Raw genomic sequence first — 18,018 nt, 5'->3', positions numbered from 1 at the left:
CGGCGCGCGCGGCGCCGCGGCCCGCGCGCCCCCCCCCCCCCCCCCCCCCCCCCGGCCCCGCCCCCCCCCCCCGCCCCGCCCCCCCCCCCCCCCCCCCCCCCCCCCCCCCCCCCCCCCCCCCCCCCCCCCCCCCCCCCCAAAATAGAACAGCTCCAGAAACAGCAGTCTCAGCGACGAGCGTCCAAGAATGCCGCCCAACGGGGCCTCTGTTAGCCCATCTCGCACAATGACGGCCAGCGGTTGTCGATCGTTATAACCGGTCATTTCATCATTGAAACGATTCAGACCCCCGGCAATAACCTGCTTAAATGCCGGCTCGATTTCATCGGTCACCGACAGGGTGTAATTTTCCATTGGGCGTATGCACCCATCGTTGGTTAAGTCAGGCATGTCGCGGCAGCGTCGTTGGCGGCGCCGTCTTAAGCTTATCTTCCGGATGGTGTCATTATTTGACCGCTATCGCTAGTAAATAACGGCAGTCCTGAACGCCCGGATTGCTAAAATCAAGAGGTAAATCAACGTCAAACCTCAAACAATCTCCGGCGGAAAAAGTATAATGGCGTTCACCGTAGGTTACCTCCAGCACACCCGTCACCAGCTTTAATCGCTGCCGGTAGGGGGACGAACTCCAGCGGGGGTAGCTGACGCTGACGCCGGGTGGCAGCGTAATCTCCACCAATTCCAGCCCCGAGTCGGCCTCGCGCTCCGTCACCTCGCGGCGAAGATAGCCCGTCGCAGGATCGCGCCATACGCTTTGTTTATCTCAAGGCCGCAATAACTCGTCGTCGCTGCCGTTCTTTTCGTCAATGAGCAATGCCGTTAACGATACGCCCAGTCCGGCCGCCAATTTACCCAACACTTGCGCGCGCTGGGGCTGCTGTCCCGCCTTCGATTTTTGAAATCATCCCGCGACTCACGCCCGATTTGGCCGCCAGCGTCTCGATGGTCAACCCCTGAAGTTTACGCAGCCGCTGCAAACGCGCGGCGATGAGATGATCAATTGACACGACGGTGGATCCTTGATTAATTTAGTGGAATAATATTTATTATAGTGGAATAGACAACGTGGAGAAACCTCCTTATGCAATTGATGACCTGTCAGGACACCCGGCACGCCGATGCCATGCTGGCTATTTTCAATGAGGCTATTGTTCATTCCACCGCGCTGTATGATTATCGTCCGCGCACTTGCGCCAGCATGACGGCATGGTTTGCGGCCAAGGCCAGCGGTCCATTTCCGGTAATCGGCCTGCAAACCGATGCGGGGGAATTAGCCGGTTTCGCAAGCTATGGCACCTTCCGCGCCTGGCCAGCCTATCGCTATACCGTGGAACATTCCCTTTACCTGCATCAGGCTTACCGCGGCCGCGGTCTGAGCCAGCAGCTGCTACAAGGCGTTAATTAGCGCCGCCGCACAACAGGGTGTTCATGTTTTGGTTGGCGGTATCGACAGCACAAATCAGGCCAGCATTCGCCTGCACGAACGGGCCGGCTTCCGCCATAGCGGCATCCTAAATCACGTCGCCTATAAATTTGGCCGCGGCCTGGATCTGGCCTTTTATCAGCTGATGCTGCCGACCCCCGCCCAACCTAAAGAAACCGAAGCGCCATTGCCGCCAATCGCTGTGCGCTAACGGCATCCGGGGGTAAGCGCCGGAAAAACTACGACCACGACAGCGCTGGTGCCGCCTGGCATCAGCCAGAGCGATGGTCGCGGTGTCGGGTGGATTAGCCATTGTCACCATCACCGTGTCAGATTGTAATATTCGGGGCGCTGTGGCAGCGGTGACGGGCGCGCTGGTTGCGGCCAAGCAGACACAGTCGCTGCCGTGGACGCTCGCTGGGGGTGGCCACACAGGTCAGGGTGCCGCGGTGTGACAAGGATCCCTCTATTTACCCGATTATCCATTATGCTGGAGCTTCGCGAGTCTGCAACCTACGCTTATCCTTTCCGCCCGTACGGCCTTTTCATGATGAATGGAAAACGTTTATGACAAAAGTGTTGTCCTGCCTGCCTACCGCGTTATTGACCCTGACGTTTTTCGCCACCGCGCCTTCGCAGGCGGCAGAGCCTGCCGCTGCTACACCGGCAAGCTACCATTTGGTGCGGGTTCTGGCGCTTAGCCGGCACGGCATCCGCGCCCCGCTGGTTAATTATGGCGACGCGCTGGCGGAAGCAACGCCATACCACTGGCCAACATGGCAAACCCAAGGGGGACTGCTTACGCCCAAGGGCGGCAAGGTGGAAAATCATGTCGGACACTACTTCCAGGAATGGGTGGCTGGCGCAAAATCATTTGTTCGGCAAACACGGCTATCCTGAGGGGGGCGAGGTATTCGCCTACGCCAACAGCCCGCCGCGCACCATTGATACCGCCAAATTCTTCCTCGACGGCGCGTTTCCTGGCTGCGGTATTTCGGTTAACCATCAAGCGGCGGTGGGCACGATGGATCCCACCTTCAACCCCATTATCACCGCCGCAGTGACCGAAGACTTCAAAACTGCGGCGCTGAACTCTATTGCCGAGCATGCCGGACCTGGCGGCGTTGATGGCCTGAATGCGCGGCTGAAACCTAATTATCAATTACTGGAACAGGCGCTGGATTACCCACAAAGTCAGGCCTGCCAGCGCGACAAACGGTGTAGCCTCGCGACACAGACGTCCTCGGTGGTGCTGGAACAGGGTAAAGAGCCGGCCATTAGCGGTCCCTTGCGCACCGGCATCGGCGCTTCTAACGCTTTTATGCTGCAATACTACGAAGGTTTTCCGCTACGCGATGCCGGCTGGGGTAAAATAACCACCGCGGCGCAATGGCGCCAGTTGGAAGCGATAAAGAACCTGTACCATGAAACGTTGTTCGGCTCCCCCTCCATCGCCGCCAATGCGGCAAAACCGCTCTTGACCTTTATCGCCGGCGCGCTCAATGCGCAACCCGCTCAAGGAGCACGTCAGCATGCAGCCCAACACGCGGTGTTGACGCTGCTGGCCGGCCACGACTCTAACATCGCCTCGCTGCTGGCGGCGATGAAAGTGCGCAATTATCAGCTACCGGATCAGTTTGAACGCACGCCAATCAGTGCTGCAATTGTGTTTCAGCGCTGGGATGATGATAAACAAAACCGGGATTTGATGAAGATCGAATACGTCTATCCCACCAGCAGGGAAATCCGTAATGACCGTGCGCTGTCGCTGGCGTCACCGCCGCGGCGCGTTACGCTCGTCATTGAGGGTTGCCCCCTGGATGTCGCCGGTTTTTATCCGATGAGCGATTTTAAACGGGCGGTAATGCGGGATTTTCAGGGCTAACGACCGAGGTTGCGCCGCGCTTTCTACCGCGGCGCATCAATCGTAGTCAGGGGGGGCTTATGAGGGAAGCCACACACCGTCCCAATCGACCGAAGCTATATCTTATTAAAAATCAGCGCGGATTCCCGCCTCCCCATCTGTCCGCCGGCGACCGGGTCATATTGTTTGACGGCGAGTGTGTGTTGCGCCGCCGATTGATACGGTTTTTGATGCGTATTGACCGTCGTCAACCTCTTCGGCTCGCCACCGTCCAGTCGCCGCCAGGTCAGGATTTGCTGCGCTGGGTCAGTTTACCGACGGATGATTTCAACACCATCGCCTATATTTCCCAAGGACAGGTATCAGTGCCTTCGGCAGCATTTTTGCAGGCGCTAACGCAGTTGGGCTGGCCGTGGTGGGCGCTAGCCATTATGCAGCTTTTTCCGCGCGGGCGACGCGACAAGCTGCCTGCCGGTACTCTACCGCCGGAGGATGGCCGCGGCACCCGCTACCTCGACCACAGTTAGGACAGTCTGAAAAGCGGCTCCGGGGGTTAACGACCACGCAACCTGTCTGTCCTGAAAGCGCGTGCACGAGTCAATCGCCCTAAGCCTGGCGAGCGCTGGCGCGCTCGCCTGCGAGACGCCCGTGGCGCCAACACCTACCCTGTAAGACATCAGCACCCCCGGCGCCACCCTGGCGACTATCGGTCTCACCGATGACGTCGCGCTCGCTCACTCACCTCCACTCGACGCCGGCGCCGAGATCTTTTAAACGCCGGCCGAGGTTAGTATCTCGTCTTCAATTCCCAGGCCTTGCGCCACCGCGCGGCCGTAATCAACATCCGCCCGCAGGAAATGCGCAATTTGTCGCAGTTGGACGTCCCGGATTACCGGCGCCAAGGCCCTGACCAGATTGGCCGTCAGCAGCGTTTTCTGCTGTGCGTCTATCAATCGATAAAGGTCACCCGCCTGGCTGTAATAATCTTCATCCACGCGATGGTCATAACGATCCGCCGCGCTGCTGAAATTCAGCGGTGGCTCCCTGAACCCGAGTGCCTGCTGCGGCGCGGTAGCATGGCTGTTCGGCTCGTAATTAGGCGTTCCGCCGCCGTTAGCGTCAAAATGCATGGCGCCGTCACGCTGGTAATTGTGATAGGGGCAGCGCGGCGCGTTTACCGGTAGCTGCTGGTAATTGGTGGCGATGCTGTAACGTTGGGCGGCGCCATAGGCGAACACCCGCCTTTGCAGCATCTTATCCGGCGACAGGCCCGATGCCGGGTACCACATTGCTGGGCGCGAATGCCGCCTGTTCGACCTCCGCGAAATAGTTGTTCGGGTTACGATTAAGTTCCAGGATACCCACCTCCTGCAACGGATGAGTTTTCTGCGACCAAACTTTGGTGACATCGAACGGATTTTCCTGACGCTGTGCGGCTTCCTGCTCGGTCACGAGCTGGATGCGAACCCGCCAGCCCCGCTCAATAGCGCTGAACAGATCGCGCTGTGCACAATCCGGATCGCCGCCCGCCAGACGGCAGGCCTCTTCCACCGTCAGGTTTTTGATGCCCTGAAGCGTTTTAAAATGCCATTTAATAAACACACGCTCGCCATCAGCATTGATCAGGCTATAGGTATGCCTGCCGAAACCGTGCATAAAACGGTAACCATCGGGAATACTGCGATCGGAGAACAAAATGGTGACCTGATGCAATGACTTCGGCGACAAAGACCAGAAGTCCCACATCATCTGGGGGGGGGGATTTCAGATTCGTCGCCGGATCCCGTTTTTGGGTGTGGATAAAATCAGGGAATTTCAGCGGATCGCGGATAAAAAAGACCGATGTATTATTACCTACCACATCCCAGTTACCCTGTTCAGTATAAAATTTCAGCGCAAAACCGCGCGGATGCCGCTCGGTATCCGCCGAGCCCCGCTCGCCGCCCACGGTTGAAAAACGCAGTAATACCGGCGTCTCTTTGCCGATGTGCTCAAAGGGCGACGCGGTGGTCAGCCGGCGGATGTCCTGCGTCACGCGAAACGTTCCATAGGCGCCGGACCCTTTGGCATGCACGCGCCACTCGGGAATTACTTCACGGTTAAAATGGGCCAGTTTTCCCACCAGATGAAAATCGTCCAGCATCAATGGCCCCCGCGCTCCGGCGGATCGGGAGTTCCGATTATCGGCCACCGGGATACCGCTGGCGGTAGTTAACAGCGTTTTATTTTTCATATTATTCAGGCTCACGGTAAAGGAAAGGGAACTCTGAGCCCACTTTACGGCGCAGCGGCTAAAGCGGCTAATTCATTGCATCTATCAACTCAATAGCTGAATAAAACCCTTTCACTGCGAAAGGCATTAGCAATGGATCAATATAAAACTAAACATAAACAATAAGTTAAATGACACTCTTCAGCGCGAAGGGAAATATCCTTAACAGAATAAACGCGCCTGACAGCGCCCGCCCGAGAGAGAAAATAAGGTCAGGAATGCCTTTTATGTCGCAGGATAAACCGGCGCGTTATCGCCGCATCATTGACAGATACGTCCATTGCCGCCCTGGAAGATAGACGGATCACGGGCGCCTTTTTTGATATCACCGCTTCTGGCATGGATTATGTGGGAAAATGCAACGTGGCAAAGGCCAATTTCCCGGCCCATCCCCCTGTGCTCAGGATGGGCGCCCAAAACCTGACGCCTCGTCCGCGGCCGGGGTTATCCGTGCGCCAATGCAGGTGGAACGTCTGATGACTAATTCTCCGCTCCGGTTCTGGCACGGCCGCTGAGGAGACTGACCGGACATTGCCATGAAAAGTTGTTCGATGGTCAACCTCGCTACCTCATCCAGATGCAAATTGACCGCCGTCAACCCCGGCCAGGTTTCCCGGGCGCGGATACCGTCATAGCGGGTCGCGATTCGCATATGTTCAGGAATTGACACCCCCAATTGGTTAAAGGCGCGCACCGCGCCGGTGGCAAACGTGTCGACCAGAATCAGGACGCCATCCACCTGCGGCGCTTCTCGGTGCAGCGCGCCATCGCCGCTTGAAATCCCGCCTGTTCGCCATCGGCTTCGTTCAACCGGTAGAGGCATGGCGCAATACCCCGCTGTGCGGCGTAGCGCAGATAGCACCGCTCGGTCTCCTGATAAGCGCTGCGGCCGGTATCGCCGATAAAAAGCACGATATTGCGCGCGCCGCTGGCGGTAAGATGGTCTAATAATAACGCCGCCAGGGCCACAGTCATCGCCACTTCCATCATGAAACCCAGTTTGGCGGGCCCGGAAGAAACGGCAGAAGGCATTGACGAGAAAAGCGCAATCGTATTAGTTTTGCTGGTGCGCAGACCGCGGGCGCGTAGATTGGGGGGGATATAGCCCAGCTCGGTAATCGCCGCTTCGATGCGCAGACGCCTACCTGCCTCCACATATCGCCGTCCGTTGATAGCATTGGAGACGGTCGCGGGCGATACGTCGGCCCGGCGGGCGACATCAATGAGCGTGGCACAACGGGTAAGACCCCCGGACGGCTTAGCCGCGGACATGATCATTTTCCTTGGCGTCATCGAATTTACTTATGCATTAAATAATATTTAATTATACAAAATTTTCACTTAACCGCGTCTTGACAGGATCAATAGTAAAAGGTTTTACTAAAAATATATAGCGCCTCTTGTTAGCCTTAAAAACAGGCATAACGCGTTTTTTTCGCTTGCGTAGTAAAACGTTTTAATCGCCCTAATCGGGCCTCATTCGGAGCCACTATGTCCCAAACCGCAACCGCCTGCGATCAGGTAATCATTCGCCGGCGCGCCACTGGCCTGACTCTGAACAACCGGCAGCGCAGCGCGGGGGAAATAGCCCATCAATGGCACTTACCGGTGCGGCCGGGGCGCGATGCGGTGATCCTGCCAAATGGCAATCTTAGTTATAACGGTAGCTGTGCTACCTCTGCCACGCTGTACCCGGCCTGGGATATCTGGCACGGCGGCGATTTTTATGAAGTCACCCCCGCAGGCGACATCGTTTGGCATTACGAGGATATCTACCACCACCACGATGCCCGATGGCTGGCCAATGGCAATTTACTTTACACCGCCGCGGAACCTATCCCGGCGGAGATTGCCGCGCGCATCTGCGGTGGCGACCAACCCCGCGATGCACCCGATGACGTTATTCAGGAAGACGTGGTGCGTGAAGTTAACCGCGCCGGGGAAATCGTTTGGGAGTGGCGCTCCTGGCAACACCTGCGACTGAAGGACTTTCCGGTCCACACTATCTTTGATCGCCACCATTAACCCATGATCAATGGTCTGTCCCTGACGCCGGAGGAATTGGTGCTGATGAGTTTGCGCGGCACGTCGGGCGTGGCGGCGGTCAGCCTCACCAGTGGCGAGGTGGCCTGACATGTCGGCCATGATGTCCTGGCGCAACAGCATACCCCAGTGCAGACCGTGAGCGGTACGATACTGGGTTTTGATACGGCAACCTGTGCGCGGGCCGGCCGGTGCCACCTCGCCGCACTCTAAGGCGTTGGAGTTCGATCTGAGCAACGGCAACATTACCTGGCAATACAGCGACCCGCTGCCGCCGGCCTTTTTCTCGCTCTATATGGGCAGCGCCCAACGCCTGGCCAACGGCAATACCTTTATTTGTGAATCGGCATTCGGCCGGCTGTTTGAAGTCTCCCCTGCAGGAGAGACGGTTTGGAAATATGTTATCCCCTTCTTTGCCGAGTACCCTGACAGCGTGAAAGGCGTGATAAGCAGCTATCAAAGCAGCGCTTTTCGCGCCCGCCGCTATCCGGCGGCGGCGGACATGGCTCGCAGCGGCGTACTGCAAAGCGATTTGGCCGTTTCGGCCGGCAGGGCGGCCGCGGGCTTTGCTCTCGGCGCCAGCCTGGGGGTTAACCGGGTTACTAACCGGACGGATGGCGATATTCCGCCCGCTGCTGGCACCGTTTTTGAATTTGATGCGACCTATTCCGGCCATCGCGCTGATTCCGGTCGCCATTGTCTGGTTCGGCATCGGCGAGGGATCGAAGTATTTCGTTATCGCCTACACGGTCTTTTTAACGGTGTGGTTCAATACTCACTACGGCATGGGATATGTCCCGAAAATATACTTGCGCGCCGCGCGCTCGCTCGGGTCCAGCCGGACGCGGGAATTTTTGGTGGTGGTGATTTCAGCGGCTGCCCCGCATATCTTTACCGGTATCCGTCTGGGCGTTGTTCTGGCTTTTTTGAGCCTGGCGGCGGACGAATTATCCGGTGCGTCCTCCGGCATCGGTTACTGCTTACAGGAAGCCCGATAATATATCAGTACCGATCGCATGTTCGCCCTGCTTATCGAGCTGGGCATTCTCGGCGCGCTGATGGATGCGCTTATTCATCGCATCGGGCGTCGTCTGTTGCATTGGCAACAGCATTAATCCGGGGAAGGATAGCATCATGTCAGGCCACGTTGTGATTGACGATATCAGTATCCGCTATGGCGGCCGGCGTCAGCCGCCATTGGCGCTCGACGTTACCCGCCTGGACTTGGCGCCGGGTACCTTTAGCGCCATCATCGGACCGTCCGGCTGCGGCAAATCGACATTATTGAACGCCGTCGCCGGGTTTATTCCTCCCGCCAGCGGGGAAATCCGCATTGATGGACTCGTGTTGAACGGGCCTTGTGCGGAAGTCGGCGTCATATTTCAGCACTACGCGCTTTTCCTCTGGCTGACGGCGCTGGGCAACGTAAAGTTCGCGCTGAACCGTTTTAAATTACCCCGCGCGGAACTGCATCAGCGTGCATTGGCTACGCTGGAAGAAGTAGGTCCTGCCTCGCTAGGCCATCATTACCCCGGACAATTATCCGGCGGACAGAAACAGCGGGTGGTGATGTGGGATCTGCTGTTGCGCGTGTGCCAAAAACACCGAGCAACGGTGCTGTTTATCACCTACGATGTGGGTGAGGCTTTACTGCTGGCGGACCGCATTGAGGCGATGTCCGCCGCGCCGGGTAAAATCATCCGCAGCCGCTTAATCGCGAGAATGCTGATTTGCTGGATATCCGCGAAGGAATTTTGTCACTGCTGCGGCCGCTGGCATTACCGTCCTGAGGCGATGCGTCGTCGCCAACGTGAAGCCGCCGGCGCAGTCGACGTGGTCAACGCACGAAACGCATTGACGCAGACATAACGGCAACGCAGGAATGATACCAGGCATGCCGCTATTAGTAAATCCGAACGAAAGCCGGCCGAAACGTGCCGCCGATAACGAATCATTTTTAGCGGCACCAAGGTGCAGCAGATTAATTTTCCGAGCGGCCGGGAAGCCTTCAAGGCGCTGCTGGGCGGACGAGTGGACATCGCTACCCTCACGGAATTTCCGGCCATCACCGGCGCACTGCGCCAGCAACCCTTTGGCATCGTCGCCGACGTCGCCCGCTACCGGGGAACGCGCGTCATCAGCTCGCCCAAATACACCCCGCTGCGCGCCGTCAGCGATTTAGCCGGGCTGAAGATCGGTACGCCCCTTGGCACCAACACCGACTACCACCTCAGTCAACTTTTGAGTGCGGCCAAGGTGAGCACCGAGCAGGTCAACGTGGCGCCGGTGGATTTTATTCCCGCGCTCCTGCACGGTGATATCCAGGCCATCGTGTCTTTTGCCGGCGTCGAAAGCGTGGCGCGCAAAGCGCTGGGAGAGGACTATCATGACTTGAAAAGCGACAGCTATCAATCCCATTTTCTGCTGGCGGCGTCACGGATCGTTATTAACGATAAACCGGCGGTGGTCAACGGGCTCTTGACGGCATTACTGCGCGCGGACGCCGATCTAAAATGCGACCCCGCCGGCGCTATGACACTGGTAAGCCAATCAATGCACGGCGCCTTGTCGCAGAGCGCACTGGAAGTGATGTGGCATGACACCGATTTTGGCATACAGCTAAAAAGCGATTTGCCGGTGCTTCTGACATCGAAAGGACACTGGATCGTACAGCAGCGCATCATCAAGGCCGCCGCCCCTACCCGCTAGACCCTGCGGCCCTGGCCGGTAAACACCCCGCTGCGCGGGCTTCAGCTCATCGTGCGATCGTCGATATACTTGCGTTTATCCGGCGGCGGCGGGAAATATTGGTACAGCCAGGTTTCGCTCAGCACCTCCTGCCCGATGCGCAGGAACATGCGCAGCTCGACCAGATCGACGGCATCGCTGGTCGACGTCCAGTCGAACAAAGTGCGGTAACCGTCCATCGGCTTCACGTATAGGATTTCAATATTGCTCACCTTACCGCTGAAAAGAGTAATAACCGGCTCAATGCCCTTATCCGCCGACGCTTTTAACTGCCCGCCAACGAAGTCGACGCCAAAACGGCGCGCCCAGGTATCCGGGAAGTGTTCACCGGGGGCCCAACCTTCAGGAAAACCGCCCATGCCGGTACGGGTCGCCTTAACCCGGGCCAGCGGACTGTGTTGACGGGCGGCTCGCCGCTCCAGTACAACCGATAGCGGAAACTGTATTCATTACCGGCCTTAATCGGCTCGGTGGGCTGCCAGAACACACGATATTATCCAGCGTCTCGCCGGTGGTCGGGATTTCCAGCAGATTAACACTACCTTTGCCCCAAGACCCGACAGGCTCCACCCATAGGTTGGGACGCTGGTTATACCAACCAATAACATTCTGATAGTTTTCAAAATTATGATCTAACTGCAACAGGCCGAACCCTTTCGGATTCCCATCCTGATAGGCGTTAAACTGCAATTTCTGCAGATTATTCAGCGGACGACAGACCCATTCACCGTTGCCGCGCCACATCGCCAGGCGATCGGAGTCGTGGATTTGCGGATGAATGGTATCGCACATACGGCGCTCGTTAGTGCCGCAGCTGAACATGCTGGTCATAGGCAAGATGCCGAGCTGCTTGATATCGCTGCGGGCATAAATATGTTTTTCGATATCCATCATGACGCGCTGCGGTTCGCAGTAAATGACGAAGCGGTAGTCGGCCAGCGCCAGGGACGCTTTGATAAATGATCTTCGTTCCATGCCGGAATAGGTTCCTGTACTGGGCGATGTATTGCCCGTGTGGAGCCGTCTAAGGCAACAAAGACACCGGACTGCGGGCATCATGCTCCACCGGGTTGCGAAGATTTTCGACAACGCTTGGCGAGGAAAATTCATTGCAACGCTAACCTCGCCGCAAAGTTTACCGTAAAACGACATGGCCGACACAGGCTAAATGCGCGACAGGCCGAACAAAACCACCGCCGCCGTTATTGCCCTAATTTGCAACATCATTCTACATTCCGCCCTGTTTCAGGCCGCTTATACTCCAGCATAACGACCGGGGCGACAGCGCGGCCGTTTGACGACCCACGTATAACGCCGCCCCCGCGGTACAATTCCGGAGCAGTGAATATGCCTACCCCCTCTAGCGCACCGGCCCGGCAGGCCGGCTTTATTAACGTGTTCAGAGTGATCAGCTGTAACTTCCTTGAAATGCATGATTTCATGGTATTTGGCTATTACGCCAGCGCCATTGCCGCCACCTTTTTTCCTGCCAGCACACCCCTCGCCTCATTGATGTTGACCACGATGACGTTCGGCGCCGGATTTCTGATGCGTCCTCTGGGTGCGCTGGTACTTGGCGTCTATATCGATCGCTGCGGCCGCCGCGCCGGACTGGTGCTGACGCTTGGACTTATGGCGTTCGGTACGCTGACCATTGCCTGCGTGCCCGGCTACGCCATGCTCGCTCTGCTGGTGTTGGTGTTGGTGTTGGTGTTGGTGTTGGTGTTGGTGTTGGTGTTGGTGTTGGTGTTGGTGTTGGTGTTGGTGTTGGTGTTGGTGTTGGTGTTGGTGTTGGCCAGCAGACTATTGCAGGGGGTTTCCGCGGGAGTTGAGCTGGGAGGGGTATCGGTCTATCTGGCGGAAATTGCGCCCGTCGGCAGAAAAGGGTTGTACATCAGCTGGCAATCCGCCAGCCAGCAGTTGGCGGTCATTTTCGCCGCCCTGTCGGGCATGGCGCTCAATCGTTATATCAGCGAGAATATGATGTCGCGTTGGGGCTAGCGTATTTTCTTCATCGTCGGCTGTATAATCCCGCCCTGCCTGTTCTGGATCCGCCGTATGCTGGAGGAAAGCGAGGCTTTTCAAAAGCGCCGGCCTCCGCCGCACACCCGCGAGATTTTTCGCTCCGTGGCGCGCAGTTGGCCGCTAATCGGCCTGGGCGTATGCATGGTCGCCACCACCACCGTCTCGTTTTATATGATCACCGCGTTCACGCCTACCTATGGCAAAGCGCTACTGCATTTCAGCGCCGAGGAAAGTTTTATCGTCACGCTTGGCGTGGGCCTCTCCAATCTTTTCTGGCTGCCGCTGATGAGCGCGCTATCGGATAAAATCGGCCGCCGCCCACTTTTGTTGACCTTTACCAGTCTGATGTCGCTGACGGCCTATCCGGTATTGTACTGGCTGGCGGCCGCGCCCTCCTTGCCGCGTCTCATTAGCGCGGAACTCTGGCTTTCTTTTCTTTACGCCGGCTATAACGCGGCTATGGTGGTGGCGCTGACGGAGATTATGCCCCTCGCCGTACGCGCCACCGGTTTTTCCATGGCCTACAGTTTAGCGATGGCGATTTTTGGCGGCTTCACCCCCGCCATCGCCAGCGTGCTTATCCATGAGAACGGGGATAATGCGCTGCCTGGCGTCTGGCTATCGCTGGCGGCGTTATTAACGTTGATGGCGGCGTTGCTTTTGCCAAAATCCTATCGGGCAGGCGCCCGCAACGCGGCTTACTCATCACCGACGAGAGACGAGATGAGAACCCTGCGTCAGAAGTAATATATACTTGAGAAAGCGAGGTGCCGCGCGCGAAAGGTTAGATACCCTCCCATTTTAGTTACAAATTAACTAAATTACGGAAATTGATTATTCTGACCACTGGTCGAAAGAATAGATCTAATACAATCCACCGCGGGATTAAACTTCCTTTCCCCATTAATAAAACCCTTCATTACTCAGTTGCTTACAGCGGGCTAGAAATTAAACTATACTGTCGCCTTTATATGTTATATAACCAACGCATTTAGCGTTTATTTGGAAATATTTTAGCCACTTATTGTTTAAGTCGCAGGCTTCATTCTTAGCCTGCGAGCGATAACAATTCAGAATCACCTTAATTTAGTTTTGGTTTTCGGTTATTCCGACGTTATTAATAATTATTAAGTAAAACTAACTATTCACGTTTAACAGAATGAACGCGTCCTCCCATTTTAACGACGAATAAAATAAAGTAAAGACCCTATTAAACTAATTTCATGAAATATTCCGCATGCAGATGCTGCAGTTCTTTTTTGGTCAGCCCGGTGCAGTTTTTGATGAGCGTACGATCGACAGCGCCCGCCAGTAAATGCATGGCGATACTGCGCGTGGCTTGTCTGCGATCTTCTTTCTTGCCTTCCAACCTGCCCTTGTCCATGCCCTTAAGCATCCCTTTGCGCATGCTTTCCATCAATCCCTCCAGTCTGCCTTTTTTCATGCCCTGCAATTCGAGATAATGCGCAATATTCATTGTTTTCTCACTGTCCCTATGGTTTATTACGACGCTAACTACTTGAGGCCATACACGTGTGCGATGACGTCTCTTCCATGGGTCATCAGCTCACCAGGCAATAATATTATCAGCCGTTTGAGTTTAACAAAAAAGGGTTGCAACGGGAATATGGTGGTGCTTATTACATTTGTTACATGCAAAACATGTGATCCATTTTTGATTTAGTGATCGCCCTATACCGCACCTTAATCAGTAGCACGCTCATTGAATATCGTCACGACCCGACAGCGCTAATAACGGCTAGCGAGGATGTCGGAAAACGGCCGGTTGCCACCGCCAAAATTTGGGGGACAGGCAAACCACGTTGGCGTTTAGCTGCGACGACATTTTCGTTATGGCGCTGATAGTTTGTCGAGGCTAGGTTTAATCATTATTCGTGTTATCTGTTATTAACAACAGAACATCTATCAGAGGGTACAGTGACACATTCGGCTATTCTCATCAGCGATGCCCAAGAAGCGGATCTGCTTGCTATTCGTGATATCTATGCCTGGCATGTGCAACACGGTATCGCCAGTTTCAAGACCGAGCCGCCGTCGCTAAACGATATGATGGGCCGCTATACCGCAAGTAAAGGCGCAAGGGCTGCCTTGGCTTGCGGCCCGGCAAGACGGCGAACTGCTGGGCTATTGTTATCTTTCCCCTTATCGTCCCCGTTACGCCTACCGTTTCACCATCGAGGATTCCGTGTATATTCATCCGGCCACATCCGGACGCGAGCTCGGCTCGTTACTGCTGCGCGAGGCCATTACCCGGGCGGAACAGGGTGGCTGGCGTCAGATGCTGGCGATTATCGGCAATGCGGAAAATCATGCCTCGTTACGTTTGCATCAAAAGCTCGGCTTTCAATTGATAGGACAGCTGACGGCGGTGGGCTTTAAACATAACCGTTGGGTAGATACCCTGTTGATGCAGCGTAGTCCGTAGTGATGCAAAATATTCTGGACTAATTCGCAGACAATTCTGGGCTCCCTTAAACCCTAAAAAATGACTATTTTGGACAGTCCAGAATTGATTGCAAAATCTATAGCTAAGGCGGGCGTCAAGCTTCTCCAGCTACTCCCCTTCGGAGATTGTAGTGGTCAACTAAAACTGGCCACCGCGTTAGCGTTTTTCCAGTATCTATTTTCTGATTCGTTTGGTGGCAACCCACCATTATATTCATGCGGCCTGAGTGCGCTGTAATATCCCACGATATAGTCGGTAATTTCATGAGCTGCTTCGCTGAAGCTTATGTGGCCCGTTACCGGTATCCACTCGTTTTTCAGACTTCTGAAGAAGCGCTCCATCGGACTGTTATCCCAACAGTTACCACGCCGACTCATGCTTTGTTTGATCCGGTAACGCCACAGCAACTGTCGGAACTGCCTGCTCGTATAGTGGCTACCCTGATCGCTGTGGAACATCACTCCGGCTGGTTTACCACGCGTTTCCCATGCCATTTCCAGTGCTTTGATGGTCAGTCTGCTGTCCGGGGAGAACGACATAGCCCAGCCCACCGGTTTCCTCGCGAACAGATCAAGAACAACCGCAAGGTATGCCCAGCGTTTCCCGGTCCAGATATACGTCACATCGCCGCACCATACCTGGTTTGGCTCCGTTACAGCGAACTGGCGCTCAAGATAATTCGGGATCGCAACATGCTCCTGACCGCCACGCTTATACCTGTGCGTCGGCTGCTGACAACTGACCAGCCCCAGCTCTTTCATGAGCCTGCCTGCGAGCCAGCGCCCCATGCGGAAGCCTCTCTGGGTTGCCATGGTGGCGATACTTCTCGCGCCAGCGGCATCATGGCTGATACTGTGCAGTTCATGAACCTGACTGCGCAATACTGTTCGCCTGCCGTCTGGCCTGTCAGGACGACTTTTCCAGTATTTGTAACTGCTGCGATGAACCCTGAACACGTGGCAGAGTGTGGCCACAAGATAATGCGCTCCAAGTTTCCCGATTAACGAGAACTGTTCAGGGAGTCTGACATCAAGAGCGCTGTAGCCTTTTTTAATATTTCGTTTTTTATTTCAATGCGTTGTACCTTCTTCTTGAGCTCACGTATTTCGATTTGTTCCGGGGTTATGGGAGAGGCTTTTGGCGTTTTCCCCTGTCGCTCATCACGCAGTTGTTTTACCCATTTCGTCATCGTAGAAAAACTGACGTCCATGGCTTTTGCTGCTTGCGCGGCGGTGTAATTTTGGTCGACAATCAGTTGAGCGGATTTGCGTTTGAATTCAGGACTAAAATTTCTTCTTTGCATTGGTGCACCCGTGTTGTTCTGAGGTGAGCATATCACCTCTGTTCAGGTGGCCAAATTCAGTATGCCACCACACTCAGAGTGTTGGTCCGGGAGAGTGTCCGTTTAGCTCCCGGATGAGACCAGCTACAATAGCATACTATTTTAAACGGCATCGCTGTGAAAACCCAACGTTAACGAAGATACCTTATATGGCACAGCATCAACACCTCACCGGAACGGTGAGCGAATCACAACTCGGGCAACGTTTAGATCAGGCTTTGGCGGAATTGTTCCCTGATTATTCACGATCGCGGATAAAAGCCTGGATCCTTGACGGCCTGGTGCGGGTGAACGGACAGGTCACGGCAGTCCCCAAAGAAAAAATGCTTGGCGGTGAATATGTTGAAATACAGGCGGTTATCGAAGAAGTGCCGCACTGGGAAGCGCAAGCTATACCGCTAAATATCGTTTATGAAGATGACGATATTCTCGTCATCAATAAACCGCGTTATCTGGTCGTGCATCCCGGCGCCGGCAATGCCGATGGCACCGTGTTGAATGCGCTGCTGCATTATTTTCCGCCCATTGTGGATGTTCCTCGTGCAGGTATCGTGCATCGTCTGGACAAAGACACGACCGGCCTAATGGTGGTGGCCAAAACCGTGCCGGCGCAGACTCGTCTGGTGGAGTCGCTGCAGGCGCGGGAAATTACCCGCGAATACGAAGCGGTCGCTATCGGCACCATGACCGCCGGCGGCACCGTGGAGCAGCCGATCGCGCGCCACGCTACCAAGCGGACGCATATGGCGGTGCACCCGATGGGCAAGCCGGCGGTGACCTATTACCGTATAATGAAGCACTTCCGCGCCCATACGCGTCTGCGGTTGCGTCTGGAAACCGGACGAACGCATCAGATCCGCGTGCAGATGGCGCATATCAATCATCCGCTGGTAGGCGATCCGCTTTACGGCGGGCGCCCGCGACCGCCGAAGGGGGCTTCCGATGCTTTCAATGAGGTGCTGCGCAGTTTCGATCGCCAGGCGCTGCATGCCACCCTGCTGCGGCTATACCATCCCATTACTTCGATTGAAATGGAGTGGCATGCGCCGCTGCCGCAGGATATGGTGGCGCTAATAGCGGCGTTGAAGGCAGATACAGACCTGTTCAAAGATAGCATGGACTGGCTGTGAGCCGGCTTATCCTGCCCGACTGGCCTGCTCCCGCCCTGGTCCGGGCCTGCAGCACAACCCGCGAGGGCGGCGTGAGCCGCGCGCCCTGGCATTCGCTAAATGTAGGCGACCATGTCGGGGATAATCCCGAGGCCGTGGCGGAAAATCGTCGCCGGCTGGTGGCGCTGGCAGATTTACCCGCCGCGCCGCGCCGGGTAACGCAGGTGGCACGGTATTGATGTGGTCACCCTCAATGGTGCCCCGCCGCCGCCGATGCGTGGTGATGCGGTTTACACCCGGACGACGCCCAGCGAGGATTGTGCGCCGGCGTGCTTGAGCAGACGCTGGCGGCGTTTCAGACGCCGCGCGCGGATATTCTCGCCTGGCTGGGGCCGGGGCCGGCCATCGGTCCCGAGGCGTTTGAAGTGGGCGCCGAAGTCAAAGATGCCTTTGCCCGTTACGACCCCGCGGCGGCAGATGTGTTTGTCCCCCTAGGCGAAAAATATCTGGCTGATTTCTATCAACTGGCGCGTTTGCGTTTGCGGACGGCCGGGATCCACGCCGTATATGGCGGTCAGCATTGCACGGTGCAGGAAAACGATACTTTTTTCTCCTATCGGCGCGAAGGTGTCACCGGACGTATGGCAACCTTGGTCTGGCTGATATAATCTCTTGCCCAAGACGATCCAGGATGGATAGCAATTATCTTCCAGCTTATTGGCGAA

At 55.9% G+C, this 18,018-nt stretch carries 15 protein-coding genes and 6 pseudogenes; 13 read left to right on the top strand and 8 right to left on the bottom strand.

Annotated features, from left to right (window positions below):
* Positions 1-445: 445 nt before the first annotated feature.
* Both ACTBDU_RS00495 and ACTBDU_RS00490 read right to left on the bottom strand, forming a co-directional pair.
* Positions 446-712 carry a cupin domain-containing protein gene (locus tag ACTBDU_RS00495; RefSeq protein ID WP_438805159.1) on the bottom strand — a complete coding sequence of 89 codons (267 nt, stop codon included), beginning with the start codon at positions 710-712 and terminating at the stop codon, positions 446-448.
* Positions 713-848: 136 nt separating this feature from the next.
* Positions 849-1,007, bottom strand: a complete 159-nt coding sequence (locus ACTBDU_RS00490; protein ID WP_438805158.1) for a helix-turn-helix domain-containing protein — start codon at positions 1,005-1,007, stop codon at positions 849-851.
* Between the two features lie 74 nt (positions 1,008-1,081).
* On the opposite strand from ACTBDU_RS00490, the gene ACTBDU_RS00485 reads away from it, so the two are divergent.
* The 5 genes from ACTBDU_RS00485 (at position 1,082) to ACTBDU_RS00465 (ending at position 3,814) form a co-directional block, all read left to right on the top strand.
* On the top strand, positions 1,082-1,405 hold the full coding sequence (locus tag ACTBDU_RS00485) for a GNAT family N-acetyltransferase (protein ID WP_438805157.1): 324 nt from the start codon (positions 1,082-1,084) through the stop codon (positions 1,403-1,405).
* 28 nt (positions 1,406-1,433) lie between these two features.
* Positions 1,434-1,634 (top strand): GNAT family N-acetyltransferase, encoded by a 201-nt coding sequence (locus ACTBDU_RS00480; protein WP_438805156.1) that lies wholly within the window; start codon positions 1,434-1,436, stop codon positions 1,632-1,634.
* A 356-nt stretch (positions 1,635-1,990) separates the two neighbouring features.
* Positions 1,991-2,323, top strand: a complete 333-nt coding sequence (locus ACTBDU_RS00475) for a hypothetical protein (protein WP_438805155.1) — start codon at positions 1,991-1,993, stop codon at positions 2,321-2,323.
* Positions 2,253-3,308: a histidine-type phosphatase gene (locus tag ACTBDU_RS00470; RefSeq protein ID WP_438805154.1), complete on the top strand. Its 1,056-nt coding sequence runs from the start codon at positions 2,253-2,255 to the stop codon at positions 3,306-3,308. The genes ACTBDU_RS00475 and ACTBDU_RS00470 overlap by 71 nt, the downstream gene beginning before the upstream one ends.
* 59 nt (positions 3,309-3,367) lie before the next feature.
* Complete coding sequence (locus ACTBDU_RS00465; protein ID WP_438805153.1) at positions 3,368-3,814, top strand: thiol-disulfide oxidoreductase DCC family protein; 447 nt, start codon at positions 3,368-3,370, stop codon at positions 3,812-3,814.
* A gap of 243 nt (positions 3,815-4,057) precedes the next feature.
* Here ACTBDU_RS00465 and ACTBDU_RS00460 read toward each other — a convergent pair.
* From ACTBDU_RS00460 to ACTBDU_RS00450, 3 genes and pseudogenes are all read right to left on the bottom strand, one after another.
* Positions 4,058-5,520: pseudogene (locus ACTBDU_RS00460) on the bottom strand (catalase).
* 439 nt (positions 5,521-5,959) lie between these two features.
* A complete protein-coding gene (locus ACTBDU_RS00455; protein WP_438805152.1) occupies positions 5,960-6,421 on the bottom strand; it encodes a substrate-binding domain-containing protein in 462 nt (153 codons plus the stop codon).
* A 293-nt stretch (positions 6,422-6,714) separates the two neighbouring features.
* Positions 6,715-6,831: pseudogene (locus tag ACTBDU_RS00450) on the bottom strand (LacI family DNA-binding transcriptional regulator); the annotation flags it as partial.
* A gap of 306 nt (positions 6,832-7,137) precedes the next feature.
* On the opposite strand from ACTBDU_RS00450, the pseudogene ACTBDU_RS00445 reads away from it, so the two are divergent.
* The 4 genes and pseudogenes from ACTBDU_RS00445 to ACTBDU_RS00430 form a co-directional block, all read left to right on the top strand.
* Positions 7,138-8,101, top strand: a pseudogene (locus ACTBDU_RS00445) (aryl sulfotransferase); the annotation flags it as partial.
* A gap of 67 nt (positions 8,102-8,168) precedes the next feature.
* Positions 8,169-8,600, top strand: a complete 432-nt coding sequence (locus ACTBDU_RS00440; RefSeq protein ID WP_438805215.1) for an ABC transporter permease — start codon at positions 8,169-8,171, stop codon at positions 8,598-8,600.
* 136 nt (positions 8,601-8,736) lie between these two features.
* On the top strand, positions 8,737-9,471 hold the full coding sequence (locus ACTBDU_RS00435) for an ABC transporter ATP-binding protein (protein WP_438805151.1): 735 nt from the start codon (positions 8,737-8,739) through the stop codon (positions 9,469-9,471).
* Between the two features lie 102 nt (positions 9,472-9,573).
* Positions 9,574-10,311, top strand: a complete 738-nt coding sequence (locus ACTBDU_RS00430) for an ABC transporter substrate-binding protein (RefSeq protein WP_438805150.1) — start codon at positions 9,574-9,576, stop codon at positions 10,309-10,311.
* Positions 10,312-10,352: 41 nt separating this feature from the next.
* On the opposite strand, the pseudogene ACTBDU_RS00425 reads toward ACTBDU_RS00430, so the two are convergent.
* Positions 10,353-11,280, bottom strand: a pseudogene (locus ACTBDU_RS00425) (glucan biosynthesis protein); the annotation flags it as partial.
* A 417-nt stretch (positions 11,281-11,697) separates the two neighbouring features.
* Here ACTBDU_RS00425 and ACTBDU_RS00420 point away from each other — a divergent pair.
* Positions 11,698-13,122 (top strand): annotated as a pseudogene (locus ACTBDU_RS00420) (MFS transporter).
* 463 nt (positions 13,123-13,585) lie between these two features.
* Here the strand turns inward: ACTBDU_RS00420 and ACTBDU_RS00415 are convergent.
* On the bottom strand, positions 13,586-13,852 hold the full coding sequence (locus ACTBDU_RS00415; RefSeq protein WP_438805149.1) for a hypothetical protein: 267 nt from the start codon (positions 13,850-13,852) through the stop codon (positions 13,586-13,588).
* Between the two features lie 603 nt (positions 13,853-14,455).
* Between ACTBDU_RS00415 and ACTBDU_RS00410 the strand changes: the two genes are divergently transcribed.
* On the top strand, positions 14,456-14,821 hold the full coding sequence (locus tag ACTBDU_RS00410; protein ID WP_438805214.1) for a GNAT family N-acetyltransferase: 366 nt from the start codon (positions 14,456-14,458) through the stop codon (positions 14,819-14,821).
* Between the two features lie 155 nt (positions 14,822-14,976).
* Here ACTBDU_RS00410 and ACTBDU_RS00405 read toward each other — a convergent pair.
* Positions 14,977-16,145, bottom strand: a protein-coding gene (locus ACTBDU_RS00405; RefSeq protein WP_438805148.1) for an IS3 family transposase whose coding sequence is annotated in 2 segments (ribosomal slippage) — positions 14,977-15,896 and positions 15,896-16,145 — 1,170 coding nt in all. Because the reading frame shifts where the segments join, the coding sequence is not laid out codon by codon here.
* Positions 16,146-16,333: 188 nt separating this feature from the next.
* On the opposite strand from ACTBDU_RS00405, the gene rluD reads away from it, so the two are divergent.
* Both rluD and ACTBDU_RS00395 read left to right on the top strand, forming a co-directional pair.
* The gene (gene rluD, locus ACTBDU_RS00400; RefSeq protein WP_438805147.1) at positions 16,334-17,314 is read left to right on the top strand and encodes a 23S rRNA pseudouridine(1911/1915/1917) synthase RluD; all 981 of its coding nucleotides are present in this window, start codon (positions 16,334-16,336) and stop codon (positions 17,312-17,314) included.
* A pseudogene (locus ACTBDU_RS00395) lies at positions 17,311-17,961 on the top strand (laccase domain-containing protein). Before rluD ends, ACTBDU_RS00395 begins: the two are co-directional and overlap by 4 nt.
* Positions 17,962-18,018: the final 57 nt, after the last annotated feature.

The organism is Sodalis sp. (in: enterobacteria) (assembly GCF_051710625.1).
GTDB lineage: Bacteria > Pseudomonadota > Gammaproteobacteria > Enterobacterales > Enterobacteriaceae > JBPESN01.
This window is presented reverse-complemented; position numbering and strand designations above follow the sequence as displayed.